The organism is Anaerobacillus sp. QJM3NY_32, assembly GCF_056173645.1.
The window spans coordinates 1113387-1126902 of record NZ_CM149684.1; the positions used below are offsets into that span (position 1 = coordinate 1113387).

Below are 13516 nucleotides of genomic sequence, written 5' to 3' on the forward strand. Positions count from 1 at the left end.
CGAAACGATGCATTTGTTCATCTTATGTTACAGAGAGAGGATCTTTCATTTCTTTTCCTCTTATTGAAGCTGAGAATCTTGTGAGATTAAAAAATAGAAGAACCCCTGCGTCTTGAAGAAACGGAGGGGTTTAGATAAGTTATAGATCTGCTCCTAGCGGAAGATCTACATAAGGTTCGTACCGCTTGCTGCTAGGCTTTAATTCATAAATTCGAATGGATTCTACTTTGAAGGTAGGATAGGGCGTGAGTTCCTGTTCTGCTAAAAGCTCCATATCCTTTAAATCAGATTTCGATATACCGTACTGTTCTTTGCCGAGAGTTAGATGCCCAACGTAGTCATCTAATTCAAAGTATTGCTTAATGAGCTCTTCGGGTGGAGAAATCGCCTTTACAATGGCTTCATGGAGCGAAAATAACGAATCGGAAATGACACTTAGATAGAGGATATTGTCACCGAAGTAGTGAGGTTCTGCTAATGCTACTGTGAACGGCTGTATCCTTTTACATACGTTCTCCACTTTTTTGATCCATTTCTTGTCGGGAGTTAGTCCGCCCTGTGCCTTCAGAGTAATATGTGGTTCTACTCCTAGGAAGTTGATCCATTTTCTTTGGAAATGTTCAACTTTGGCAAGATAGTCAGATGGTGGTGTGATACCGATAAAATATTGATTGGGCATGGGATTCAGTCCTTTTTGCACATTTCCTTTTATTGTATTTTATCACGAAGCATGCTTGGTTAGGATGTCCTTTTGTTAGAAAGAGAATAGATTTAAGGCGTGTCCGCATATGGAAGCTGTCCATAAACAAGCGTCTTCCCATCCGTAAAAGGGAAGACGCTTGTTTTGTTTAGTGATTTTTTATGAGTGACGCTTTTGGTTTATATTCAATCAGCTTATGCTAGCCGAAGACCCACATAGATAAAGTAAGCGATTACAGCGATGTTGAAAAATGTAAGCAGCAATCCGATCGTAGCCCATCCTTTTTTCTCATCGCTTGTTCGATAAACAACGAATGCCATTAATATCGAGAGCGCACACCCAACTAAAATAAAAATCATGATATATAGAGCGGCAGATTCGCCGGAGCTAGAAGATACCGGATCAATCAAAAACATGGCAAGCGTTGTAAGCGCGCTGATAAAGATGAAGAAAACCGTTCTCCAGGTTGTCATTTTAGAGCGATATGTCGTAAACATGTCGTACTCCTTTCTAGCCTGTTAAGTAGCTTACCCTCCATTATAGTGGAGTTAAAAGGAGATCACAAACCGCCATAGAGTGACGATTAGGTGGAGTGGAGCAGTTCGACAATGTTCGAGCGAAAACGGGTGGTGACAGGCACCGCCACTATGGTACCGTTTAGATAGGAGGTGAAACATGGAAAACTTGATTTGGTTGTTATATTACGTTCTCATCCTAATAGTTCTCATTATTATTTTTCGGAAGGCGGCTGATTCTGAACACTATTTGTTCTTAAAGCTGATCGGCTATACGTTTCTTGGGGGATTTTCGTTGCAACTCAATGATTGGCGGCTTCCACTCGGCGCCCTCGTATACTTCTTGTTTTTCACTAAAACTAAAGTAAATGTGAAGGCTAAGAAGCGTGCTGTTTATGTAGGTTTATTTATCTTCGTAACCTCATCAATTGTTCCTTGGGTTCAAACTTTTTTATATGAACAACCACAGGAAGTCGCTCTTCTTCATACTAATTTCTATAGTGGAAGTTTAGCGGAAGAATGGAAGAACATACATAATAAGCTCGGAAATGAAAATGATTCTTCAAAAGTAATCGATTTTGATATGGAAATCAGTGATGAAGGAACAATGAACGATTTCAATATGGTTGTAGAAGAGAACGCTTCTCCCGAGAAGGTTCACTACAATATTGAACTTGCAGCTAATGATAAGGAATTTATAGTAGAACGAACGAAGGTTGGAAGTGAGGGAATACATTTTGCGGGTCAAACGCTGACGGAAGCGGATTTTTTCTTGAAACAAATCGACCTTATAAAGAAACCTATGCTTAAAGAAAAGGATGTGGATGCTTTCTATTTAAGTGCGAGCGGTCAACGAACAAATCACCCTCAGACAGATGACGAATCCTACAGAATTAGTACTGCAGGTAAGGAAAAGGTAGAAAGTAGTGAATTACCAGCTGATGCGCTTGTGGTCGATGTTTGTGATGCGGATTGCGATTATCGTGAGTACTTTCTTTTTGATCTCTTAGAGAAAAAGCCGCAAATCACGGAAGCCAATATCCTGGATATCGCTCAACAAAACTCTACCGAAGTAGAAAATTGGTTAGAGAGTCATACGGGGGATAACATTGGCTATGAGAAAGATGGAAAATACTTTCTAAAGAAGAACGGTGAAGAGAAGGTCGTTACTGAAGAGGAATACATACGCGTACGAAAAGAAACCCCAAAAACCAACATCCAACAGTACGAGTCCACATGGGAAGTAGAGGTGGAAAATCAATATGGTGACGCACCTCATTTAATGAAATTTTCATTTAATGAAAAAGTGAGAGAGATTACGTGGGTGGGCTTTGAATAAGTAATCAATGAAAGTGCGATTTATCATAAATATCCAAAAGACACATCCAGAATGCAGCTTGGATGTGTCTTTTATATTTTAGAATAATGGTTTGCTTGTGATTAAATTCCTTCTTTTTATTCCGTTTTCAACCCATACTCCCCCGCTGTTCATGATAATAACGCACGGCTTCTTTCAGCTTTTCATTTTCCTCTTTCAACTGATGAATCTCGCTTTTTTGCTCTTTAACACGTTCATGATAGATCCTCATCCCAAAGCATAGCATGATAAATGCGAAGTAGATCACAAATTCAAATGTGCTCATACCAGTAGCATACATGCACTCACCTCTTTTCGTAGTGATAGAGTAATTCTTGATAGGAATTTTCTATTTCTGTTGTAGATCGTAAAGGTATAGTATTTTGTTGTGTCAGTGTATAGGGAAAGGGGTAAATGCGCAACATTCACTTTTTTCTATTAATTATGTTAGAAAATCTTTTGATTTACTAGGAAGAACTATATGCTCTTTTTTATATGAGAGATTATCTTCCGAATTCCACTCCTTTTTTACTAACTTTCACCTGTTTTCTACCCCAAATTTCAAATAAATGTTTACTAATATAATAAAAAGGATATTCCATCTACTACAATCATACGAGAAAATTTTTTTCTTGGGGTAGAGGAGGAGTCAAGATGCAGTCACTATGGTTTACATTGCTTACGTGTATAGCATTCATGGTGCTTGTTGGATACATAGCTTATCGGAAAACAAGAGGAACAACGAATGGGTCAGAAGGTTATTTTCTGGCAGGAAGAGGATTGAGCGGTGGGTTTATTGCAGGATCGCTTTTGCTAACGAACCTTTCTGCTGAGCAGTTAGTTGGATTAAATGGTCAGGCGTTTCGGACGAATTTATCGAACATGGCCTGGGAAGTAACGGCAGGGGTAGCGGTTGTTCTCATGGGACTTTATTTGCTACCAAAATATTTGAACATGTCAATTACAACCCTTCCTGAATTTCTTAGTAAACGGTTTGATGAAGGGGTACGTCGCTATACTGTCGTTTTATTTATGGTTGGGTACGTACTCGTCACGATTCCTTCGATGCTCTACTCTGGGGCTCTAGCCGTTCTGAAATTGTTTGATGTACCATCGATTTTAGGCATTACATACACCCAGTCGATCTGGGTTGTAATTTGGGGGATCGGCATCATCGGTGCGGTGTATGCGATCTTCGGCGGGTTAAAAGCCGTTGCCGTTTCCGATACAATCAATGGAGTCGGTCTACTCATTATCGGAGCGCTTGTTCCGATTCTCGGACTTGTCGCACTTGGAGATGGCGCCTTTCTAAACGGTGTAAAAACCATCACAACGACAAATCCCGAAAAACTGAATGCGATTGGCGGAGCGGATGATTCGGTTCCATTCGGTACAATTTTCACCGGTCTGATTATCGCTAACATGTTTTACTGGGCAACAAATCAATACGTCATTCAGCGCACGCTCGGTGCACAGAACTTAAAGGAAGGCCAGAAAGGCGTTATTTTTTCCGGATTCTTTAAGCTTCTCATTCCGATTTTCATGATGATTCCGGGTGTTATCGCTTTTCACCTTTACGGTGGGAATCTTAAGTCCGTTGACCTGGCGTATCCTACGCTCGTAACCAATGTGCTGCCACCTTACTTATCTGGCTTTTTCTTAGCTGTATTGCTTGGGGCCGTCTTAAGTTCGTACAACTCCCTATTGAATAGTGCTTCAACGATGTTTGCACTTGATATTTATAAGCCTGCGTTTAAAAAGGATGCCTCAGACGAACAGCTGATTAAATCTAGTAAGTGGTTTGGCTCCATTATTGCACTCGTGACGTTTTTCGTGTCACCGATGTTGATGTACGCACCGAACGGACTATGGGACCTGATTCGAAAATTCACAGGCTTTTTCAACATCCCTATTGTGGCTGTTGTATTGATCGGAATTATCTCGAAGAAGGTGCCGGCATTAGCGGCGAAGGTAGCGATTGTTTTCCATGTGGTCGCTTACTACATGATGGTGTGGGGAACAGAACAGCTCTTTGGTCTTCCGCTCGACATTCACTTTATTCATATTTACGGTATTCTATTTGTCGCTGAAGTGGCGATCATGTTTGGGATTGCTTACGTTAAGCCACAGAAAAAAGCTTATGTTTTCCCGAAGGCTTCAAAGGTCAACATGACGCCTTGGAAATACAGCGCGCCAGCTGGTATTTTATTAATCGCAAGCATTTGCGAAACGTACATCCTTTTCTCACCAATTGGTGTAGCTTATGCAGATGGGGTGATCTCGCCTTCATTCCTACCAGCGACTGGAGCTCTTTCAGTTGTAACGCTTATTGCATTCGCTATTGCAACGAAGAGTTGGGAGCGTAAATACGGTCATGCTGTTCGAAGAGCGAAGGAAGCTGTGAAAGAAACAGGAAAAGAAGTAGGGGGCCAAAAGCAAAGTCCTCAGATGAACTATCTTTCTGAAAAAGATTTTTAATAAATGATGTCCATTGAATTAAAAAGGGGCTCGCTTCAACTTAGGTGATGAAGCGGGCTCCTTTTAATTTGCTTATATGGGAACATGACTAGAGACTGTTTTCCTTTCCTTAAACATCTTCTGAAGTTTGGTGAATAATGCTACTTTGAAGTGCTTCTTTAAAACTGGTGCATGAAAAGACCTGTGAGTTGTAACGGAGCTTATAAATTTGATAGATCTATTTTATGGTAAAATAAGGATGGGCGAATGGTGTGGAAGGTACAGTCTTAGGGCAAGTTTCTTGAATAAGTGGGTTAGTTATAAAGGATATATATAGATGTTCTGGGTTAATGTGTTATGAATATGAAGAATGGGAGGGAGTTAAACAATGAAAACAATGAAGAAGTACTTTCTACCTTTTATAATGCTGGGAATCCTTCTAATAGCTGTCGGTTGCGCGAACTCCGAAGAAACGGGTAACAGTTCAGAGGGGAGTGAACCGAAAGTAGACAAATCAAAAGAAGCTCAGGAAAATATTAAAACAGTGTTGGAAAATATGTTTACTGGTCCAAATGAGGAACAGGAAAATATGTTAGAATCTAACGGAGAAATGGCTGAAAATCTCACTGACTATAGAGAAGAAAAATTCAAGCCATATGTGACTGATGATTTTTATGGGAACGACATAGTAAAACTTAGTGGAGGAGTAAGGTTCTTGCAAGCAGCTCATCCTAACAATATTTTAAAGGTTGAAGAAGTCGCACTTGAAGAAGATGATAAAGAGGGTGAATATGACTTCAAAATGAAGGTTACTTATACTAATAAAGAAAATGACGAAAGCAAAACGATGGATGTTGAGGGTATGGCTTCTACAAATGAAGAAGGAAAAGTAAAAGACATTCGATATATAAACGATGAAGAATTTAGAGATGCTTTGAGAGAGTAAAGTTAAGAACTCACGCCTTTACATCAAACATAAGACAGAATTATTCAAGTAATTCGGAGCGTTAATCTAAAAGGATTACGCTCTATTTTGTTTTAGCTAGTAAAGAGTTAGTTTAAGGGGGGACATGGATTCTGAAGTTCTAAAAAAACGGGCAGTTAAATGGAATAAAAGGTTGTTAATATGAGCTCACAAAAAGAGCCGGTTCATTGAATTAATTTTGTCGATCAAGGGAGTGGAGATATGAAGATATTTGAAGCTACGTATGATGGCCATCGAATTCAGGTGGAAAATAAATGGAAAGGTGAAAAGTTATATGTAGATGGAGAATTACAGGATGAAAATATTGGGCTAGCTTTAAGAGCGACGTTAACTAGAGAATTAAAAACTGATAATAATGAAGCTAAATGCATAAAAGTTACTCTCGGCGGTTTTTTAAGTATTCATTGTAAAATATTTGTTGATTATGTATTAGTTCGATCTTATCGAATTAAAAAAAGAATTTAAACATTCTTTGAGTGATATTGGACCAAATTCTTTAGCTAAAGTGCACAAGATAAGAAAAAGAGATTTCGCTTATTCTTATCTAATCGATTAGAAAAGAGTTGAAACTTTTTTGAAATTGCTTAGGATTATATGCGCCTTAATAATAGGTGTACTAGGAGGATATGCCAAGGTTACAGGTAATCATAATTTACTACCTTATTTGTTTATATTTCTATTACTAATGATTTTAGCGACGGGAATAGATGAGCTTAAGAAAGGTAATAGACGTAGTTCATTTTTCTACTTTGTTGCTACATCGGCGATAATAATACTTTTACTTGCATAATAAGCAAATTTCGGACCGATAGCTGATGATTTGCTTCAGTATCTCAACAGGTAAAGCAGTGGTCGGGTTTAATCGTTGCCTTTGTTATGAGATTGTTTTAAATCTTAATGATAAAAGAAAAATAAGAAAGAATTTAGAATGAGCGAGAATGACGTATAGAATAAAAGGAATTGATTTCGCTTCTTTCAATATATTCGGAGCTTATCTATAACAAGATAAGCTCTTTTTAACTTGAATTAAAGATTGAGTTATCCGGTTTTGTTTGAAATAATTGGTAATATATAGGTGGATTGAGAGGTTTCATATGACTTTGTGTAAAAGGAGTTGGGGTTTAATGGAAGAAATGACTGGCAAAATATTATATTTAATAATAACTTGTGTTTTGTTATACGGATTCTTTAAGATCATTAGATTTATTTATAACAAATATATACCTTACAGTTTTGCAACAGATGCAATCGGAATAATAATATTTGTTATCTTTTGCATTCCTGCCTCACTAGTAATAAGCCATAAATTGTTAAATTCAGCAGGGAAATATTGATCATAAAGAGAGTACTAGAAAGTGTGATGAACTTATATCTTCAGTTATTTCGGAGCTAATACTTTATAAAGTACTCGTCCTTATGACATAATCATCGGGCAAAATAAAAGTTAATTTAAAATTGAAGGTGCAGGCTAACCAGTTATTCCATTAAGAACGCTACGATGAAGGTGGTGTAATTAACAATGGACGATGTTGTAATGTGTCCTGAATGTGGTAACCAATTGAAGCAAGGATATATTTTCTCTCCTCGAAGAATTTGCTGGTCAGACTCACCTGATTCCATCTTTGCGGATTTTGGAAGTGAAATATTAATAGGTGATGCATGGTTAAAAGTCAAAAAAGTTCCAGCGTTAAGGTGTGAAGAGTGTAGTGTAGTTATTTTCAAACATGGTGAAAACAAAGATATAAAATAGCAGTAAAGTAATTTTGAATTGAGTTTATTGTTTGGTTAAATCGGAGCTTTTGCTGAAGATAAGGTAAGAGCTCTATACAGATAGTGCAGGGCGTGCGGTATTGATAGGAGGGATAATATGGGGATGGGCGGAATGAGCATAGCATTAATTTCTCTAGTTCCAATCATTCTAATAGTAGTTGTCATACTTCTTATAATGCGAAAAAGGAGATAACTCTTAGAAGGAATATTCCTTTAAATCGGAGCTTATCTGAAATAAGATAAGCTCTTTTATATATGAAGTAAAGATTGAATTCTATGTCCGGATTTGAAATAATTGGTATTAAGTTTTTGCACAGGATTGTGTGAAGTGCAAGCACTATTATTAATGTACTTAAGGTGGGTTCCAAGTGTTTAAAAGCAAGATAACTTTCATTATCGCAACTTTAGCTATTACTTTGATAGGTTGCTTTCAGGTTGAAGAAGCAACATTTATTGAAGGAGAGATAACTAAAATCAACAATGAAAGTGGGGAAATGGAGATCAAAGTCGAATCTTGGTCAACAATTAGTGATGCAGAATCATCTAGCACGCCATATATATTTGAAGAGATGCCAGATTCACATACTATAAGAGTATCCAATCCAGATCAATATGATGAAGGGAAAGAAGTACAGGTGAAAGTTATTAAAAATTATGAAGAGGACGTATGGGATTTAAATAGGTTGAAATTTGAAGTAGAAAAGGCAACTTAGAATATTATTCTATTGATTACATTATCTGAGAGTCCTGAAGAAATGTCGAATTTAAGTCTTCCGTATGAAGATAGGTGAAAACTACAGTAGGATTCGTTACCATCTTCCGTTATCTCGGAGCTTATCTTTAATAAGATAGGCTCCTTTTAGCTGGAATTAAAGATTGAGTTATGCGTATTTATTTGAAATAATTGGTATTACAAATTCGACCAGATTATTGAATAAATTCACTTTCCCATCCGTAGAGTGGATGCAATTAAAAGTGGAAATTTGTAATGGAGGTATGAAAAGTGAAAATTGAAGTTGTTATATTTATAATAAGCATACTGTTAATGCCTTATTTTTTGTTCGAACTCTTTAATGACATTAGTAATCAAGCAGGAATTATATCACTAATCTCTTCAATTTTTATGTTGATATTGTTAATTTTCTCTGCAAGCCTTATTGTAAGTCATTGGAAAGAGAAAAAAGAGACGACAATGTAATTCTAAATGAAAATAAAAAGTTATGAAGCTAACTGGGGCGTTTGCTTCATAGATAATCGCTCTAATTACTTAAGCATAAGGACCATCATAAATGAAATTTTTTAACTTACGGAGCAAGATTAAGGAAGAGTAAAAGCAAATAAGGTTATCAGAAGGGAAATGTAAATGATGGGCAAAAAAAAAACAACAGGGGATACTTATCTAGCGGTTGGAATTGGTATTGGGTTACCTTTAGGAGCAGTGCTTGGGTTAACTATATTTGATGACTTTGCAATTGGAGCTGGTATAGGTTTGGTTTTTGGAGTAACACTCGGAACAACAATTGACTCAAATAAAGCAAAATAAGAATATAAAAACTACTTATTCATTCTTGTACTAAAGAAAAGACAGTAAGAGATATCTCGAATCCGAGTCTTAAATAAACTCGGAGCTTTAGTTCAATAAGCAATTTGAAATAAATAGAAAAGAAAATCTCAGTCCACTGAACTGAGATTTTTTAAATTTTCATTACAATACCACTACATGTTTTTGTGGTTAATTCTAATAATTTTAAATAGTTTGATTTTTTTACTCAATCAATGTATCCTGTTTTGTGAATACGCTTACAAATAGAGTCAAGGAGGTACATAATATGCAAGCAATGAAAAAGAGATGGTTAATTGCTTTATCAGCTATTTCCATCCACCTTTCCATCGGAGGTGCCTACGCATATAGCGTATATACCACCCCCGTGAGTGAACAGATGGGTTGGACCCCAACTCAAGTAACGATGGCATTTACCATTATGATGGCACTGGCCGGGTCATCCGCAGCATTGTTTGGAAAGTTTGTTGAAAAAAATGGTCCAAGAAAATCAGCAATTCTGGCTGGTGTTTTGTTTGGATCAGGACAAGCCGGTTCAGGGATTGCGATCGCGATTGATTCACTTCCACTTTTCCTATTGTCCTACGGGGTAGCAAGTGGATTTGGACTTGGCATTGGCTATATTTCACCCGTATCAACTCTTGTCAAATGGTTCCCTGACCGAAGAGGATTAGCAACAGGATTAGCGGTACTTGGTTTTGGAACAGGAGCTCTCATTACTGCGCCAGTTGCAGCCAATATAATGACTTCAATTGGAATATCTAATACATTTTACATATTAGGGACAGCTTACTTTGTTTTTATAATCTTAGGTGCTTCTTACATCGCACCACCCCCAGAAGGCTGGATGCCAGCTTCTATGAAACAAAATATGGCCTCTGGGAATAAAGTTTATAAAAAGGATTTACAACAATTGACTTCAAAAGAAGCGGTTAAAACAAAGCGCTTTTGGCTGCTTTGGATAATGATGCTTATTAATACTACCGCTGGGATTATGATGATTTCAGTTGCTTCACCGATGGCTCAAGAAGTTGTAGGATTATCAGCCGCTGCAGCTGCCACGATGGTCGGAATTATGGGTGTGTTTAATGGTGGAGGTCGTCTTGGCTGGGCAACAGCTTCAGACTATATTGGTCGCCCCAATGTTTTTCTGATCTTTTTCTTAATACAAACTGTTGCTTTTTTCATGCTTCCGATTACAACAAATATCATCTTATTCCAGCTTCTTATTTTCCTCGTTGTTACTTGTTACGGCGGAGGATTCTCTAATCTCCCTGCATTTATTGGTGATTTGTTTGGAACGAAACAACTCGGTGCCATTCATGGGTATTTGTTGACAACATGGTCCCTAGGTGGCGTATTTGGACCTATGATTGTTTCGCAAATTCGGGCTAGAACCGATAGTTACACTCCTGTATTTTACGTTTTTCTTGCTTTAATATTCTTAGCGCTTATCGTCTCCATTCTTATGAAGCTAGACATTAAAAAGACTGAGAAGAATCTAAAACAACAACAAGAAGAAGCCGTTAATTATTAATTAGCAAACCAAAGCATGTGCATTGTAAAGTTGGATCGCGTCTTAAGGACGAAGTTCAACTTTTTTCTTAGGGAGGGTGTTAGTTTAATATATCCATCAGAATATCTAGAATCCGAGTCTCCACATAAAAAGGAGCTTATCTGTAATAAGATAGGCTCCATTTTATGTGAAATAAAAGATTGAGTTACTTCTTCAATTTTGAAATAATTGGTAATAAAGGATTGGATAGGGAGATAGAAAATGGATGGATATATCTAGGACATTGGAGAGTGATAAGGTTGATAAATAAAGTAACTATTGAAGAGTTTTCGGAAGCTTATCAAAAACAGGTATCTGAACTTATTTTACATATACAACAGAATGAATATGATATCGCAATTACTAAGGAAGACCAACCTGATTTGCTCAAAATTCCAGAGTTTTATCAGATAGGGAAGGGTAACTTTTGGTTAGCCAAAATAGGTAATGAAGTAATTGGAACAATAAGTTTGTTAGACTTAGGACACAACCAAGTTGCTCTAAGGAAGATGTTTGTAAACAAAAGTTATAGAGGATCTGAATTTCAAGTTGCAAAATTACTTTTAAACAAAGCAATCGACTGGGGAAAGAATAATTCCGTTCAAACAGTATACTTGGGGACCACTCCGCAATTCCTCGCTGCACATAGGTTTTATCAAAAAAATGGATTTACAGCAGTGGATAAAAGGGAGTTACCGAGTAAGTTTCCAATTGTAAAGGTGGATAAAGTGTTTTATAAGTTAAGAATAGAGAATTATAAGAGCTTCAGTTATTCCTGAAACATGTATTCAACTGAGTTTTTTTTCAAGAATCTCAGAGTTGTTAGTTTAATAATAACTAGCGCTTTATTCAGGTTTAGAGCTAGATTGAATGATAATTAATAAAAAACAATTGAATTGTTGTTTTGGGAAGGGGGAATTAGTATTTACTACCCGAGGAAGAATTGGTTCCTTTTATTTTCTGCCATTTTCTATTTTGCAGGTATTATTCTTTTTTCATTTAAATTGTTTGTTTGGGGATTATTACCGCTAATATTATTACTCATTTTCTACATTAAAACTAATAAATACCGTGCTACCGTATCGTTGTTTATGTTCTTCTTATTAGGTCTATTGATGTTTCAAATCGGTAGCACCTTCATCAATGAATGGAAAATTTCTGTAGAAACGAAAATCTTAATAAATAGAAGTTTACTTATGGTGATACTTGTTCTAACAGTAATTTCACTGAAGTTATTTAAACAGAAGATTTTTTTCTTCGCAAAATTACCAGATTGGCAAAGACGAATCACAATGCCATTCCACACAATAAAATTATCGTATTTTTTACTTTTTGGGCTAATGGGTTCGAGCACAATACTTGTACCGTTACTTATTCATCAAGAAATTAATTATGTAAAATCAATGTTACTTTTCGGAATATTGTTCGCAATCATAAATGCTACTCTTGAAGAGGTAATTTGGAGAGGTATTATGTTATCAAGCTTAAAAAGAAATGTTTCTACCTTTTATGCTGTCTTAATAACTAGTATAGGATTTGGACTTCTACATATATCTATTGGCATTTCTCCAATAATAAGCTTGCTTTTTTCTTTCGGTGGCCTTTTCTATGCAATCGTAGTTTTAAAGACAAAGAGTATATACCCATCCATAGTTTTTCACATTGTTATCAACCTGGGGATGGTTTTCAATGGGTGGATAATTTGAACTTATTCAATATAATCGGAGCGATAGCTGCATAGCGTTTATTCCTTATTGTGCTAACGAAGCAGGTTAGGAACAAAGGTTACATAATTAATAACCTAGTGTTGATGAGCAAAGTAAAAAAGAATAGCAATAAAAATGAAATTCAGACCGTGTATATAGCCACCTAATAGTGAAAAATTATTTATGTAGGGTGATTAGTCGATGATAGGAATAAGCATAGCAACGAAGTGGGAGTACGAAGCAACTTTGGAATACTTCGGAATAAGAGATAACGAACGTTTCGGTTATCCATATGGGGAGTATTTCATGAGAACAATGAATGATACCGAACTTGTTTTTTATAGTACTGGTATAAGAAAAGTAAATGGTGTTGGTGGTAATCAGTATATGATTTCTAAATTTAATTTAACTAAAGTAATCGTTGCTGGAACATGTGCAGGAATAGATGATCAGTTTCGTCATTTAGATATTTTTGTGCCCGACAAAGCCGTTCAATATGATTGCACGGTAAAAGAAATTGAGCCTTTTATTAAACAATCCTTCATCGTTCATATTGATCTATCAAAATATGGAGATGATTTTGATAAAGGAACAATTGGCACCGCTGATAAAGCAGTCGTTATGTGGAAGGACTATTTAGAACTGAAAAAAAAACGAAATAACCATAGCGGATACAGAAGCGGGAGCAATTGCTTATATTTGTAAGAAGAATGATGTTGAATGCATTATTATTAAAGGAATATCTGATTTTCCAACGGATGAAAGAAACGCTAATAAATTCGAATCGAACATTGAACAAATGAATGTTTATTTAGAAAATACCCCGAAAGTTATGAACAAAATATTTGGCGAATATTTAAATAGATTTATATAAAAAATGAAGCTTAATAGAAAGGTTATGGTTTTTGAT

14 protein-coding genes and 1 pseudogene are annotated in these 13516 nt (G+C 36.4%); 12 read left to right on the forward strand and 3 right to left on the reverse strand.

Annotation, left to right across the window (positions count from 1 at the left end; genetic code table 11):
- Window positions 1–139: 139 nt before the first annotated feature.
- Entirely contained in the window at window positions 140–679 is a 540-nt protein-coding gene (locus AC0VYH_RS06030; RefSeq protein WP_475366864.1) for a 2'-5' RNA ligase family protein, read from the reverse strand.
- A 215-nt stretch (window positions 680–894) separates the two neighbouring features.
- Window positions 895–1197 carry a hypothetical protein gene (locus AC0VYH_RS06035; protein WP_475366865.1) on the reverse strand — a complete coding sequence of 101 codons (303 nt, stop codon included), beginning with the start codon at window positions 1195–1197 and terminating at the stop codon, window positions 895–897.
- A gap of 178 nt (window positions 1198–1375) precedes the next feature.
- Here AC0VYH_RS06035 and AC0VYH_RS06040 point away from each other — a divergent pair, with 178 nt between their 5' ends.
- Complete coding sequence (locus AC0VYH_RS06040; RefSeq protein ID WP_475373437.1) at window positions 1376–2554, forward strand: hypothetical protein; 1179 nt, start codon at window positions 1376–1378, stop codon at window positions 2552–2554.
- Window positions 2555–2681: 127 nt separating this feature from the next.
- On the opposite strand, the gene AC0VYH_RS06045 is transcribed toward AC0VYH_RS06040, so the two are convergent.
- Entirely contained in the window at window positions 2682–2873 is a 192-nt protein-coding gene (locus AC0VYH_RS06045; protein ID WP_475366867.1) for a hypothetical protein, read from the reverse strand.
- Window positions 2874–3226: 353 nt separating this feature from the next.
- Between AC0VYH_RS06045 and AC0VYH_RS06050 the strand changes: the two genes are divergently transcribed.
- The 11 genes and pseudogenes from AC0VYH_RS06050 to AC0VYH_RS06100 all read left to right on the forward strand — a co-directional run bounded on the left by AC0VYH_RS06050 (window position 3227) and on the right by AC0VYH_RS06100 (window position 13480).
- Window positions 3227–5050: a solute:sodium symporter family transporter gene (locus AC0VYH_RS06050; protein ID WP_475368623.1), complete on the forward strand. Its 1824-nt coding sequence runs from the start codon at window positions 3227–3229 to the stop codon at window positions 5048–5050.
- A gap of 367 nt (window positions 5051–5417) precedes the next feature.
- Complete coding sequence (locus AC0VYH_RS06055) at window positions 5418–5975, forward strand: hypothetical protein (RefSeq protein WP_475366869.1); 558 nt, start codon at window positions 5418–5420, stop codon at window positions 5973–5975.
- A gap of 240 nt (window positions 5976–6215) precedes the next feature.
- A complete protein-coding gene (locus tag AC0VYH_RS06060; RefSeq protein WP_475366870.1) occupies window positions 6216–6479 on the forward strand; it encodes a hypothetical protein in 264 nt (87 codons plus the stop codon).
- Window positions 6480–6678: 199 nt separating this feature from the next.
- Window positions 6679–6804, forward strand: coding sequence for a DUF3953 domain-containing protein (locus AC0VYH_RS06065; RefSeq protein WP_475367466.1), 126 nt, complete (start codon window positions 6679–6681; stop codon window positions 6802–6804).
- A 729-nt stretch (window positions 6805–7533) separates the two neighbouring features.
- Window positions 7534–7764, forward strand: a complete 231-nt coding sequence (locus tag AC0VYH_RS06070; protein ID WP_283152820.1) for a PF20097 family protein — start codon at window positions 7534–7536, stop codon at window positions 7762–7764.
- Between the two features lie 388 nt (window positions 7765–8152).
- The gene (locus tag AC0VYH_RS06075) at window positions 8153–8497 is read left to right on the forward strand and encodes a hypothetical protein (RefSeq protein WP_430245140.1); all 345 of its coding nucleotides are present in this window, start codon (window positions 8153–8155) and stop codon (window positions 8495–8497) included.
- Window positions 8498–9147: 650 nt separating this feature from the next.
- Window positions 9148–9327, forward strand: a complete 180-nt coding sequence (locus AC0VYH_RS06080; RefSeq protein WP_475366871.1) for a glycine zipper domain-containing protein — start codon at window positions 9148–9150, stop codon at window positions 9325–9327.
- Window positions 9328–9613: 286 nt separating this feature from the next.
- The gene (locus tag AC0VYH_RS06085) at window positions 9614–10882 is read left to right on the forward strand and encodes an L-lactate MFS transporter (RefSeq protein WP_475366872.1); all 1269 of its coding nucleotides are present in this window, start codon (window positions 9614–9616) and stop codon (window positions 10880–10882) included.
- A gap of 278 nt (window positions 10883–11160) precedes the next feature.
- Window positions 11161–11679: a GNAT family N-acetyltransferase gene (locus AC0VYH_RS06090; RefSeq protein WP_475367467.1), complete on the forward strand. Its 519-nt coding sequence runs from the start codon at window positions 11161–11163 to the stop codon at window positions 11677–11679.
- 624 nt (window positions 11680–12303) lie between these two features.
- Complete coding sequence (locus AC0VYH_RS06095) at window positions 12304–12606, forward strand: lysostaphin resistance A-like protein (RefSeq protein WP_475367468.1); 303 nt, start codon at window positions 12304–12306, stop codon at window positions 12604–12606.
- A 201-nt stretch (window positions 12607–12807) separates the two neighbouring features.
- Window positions 12808–13480 (forward strand): annotated as a pseudogene (locus tag AC0VYH_RS06100) (5'-methylthioadenosine/S-adenosylhomocysteine nucleosidase family protein).
- Window positions 13481–13516: the final 36 nt, after the last annotated feature.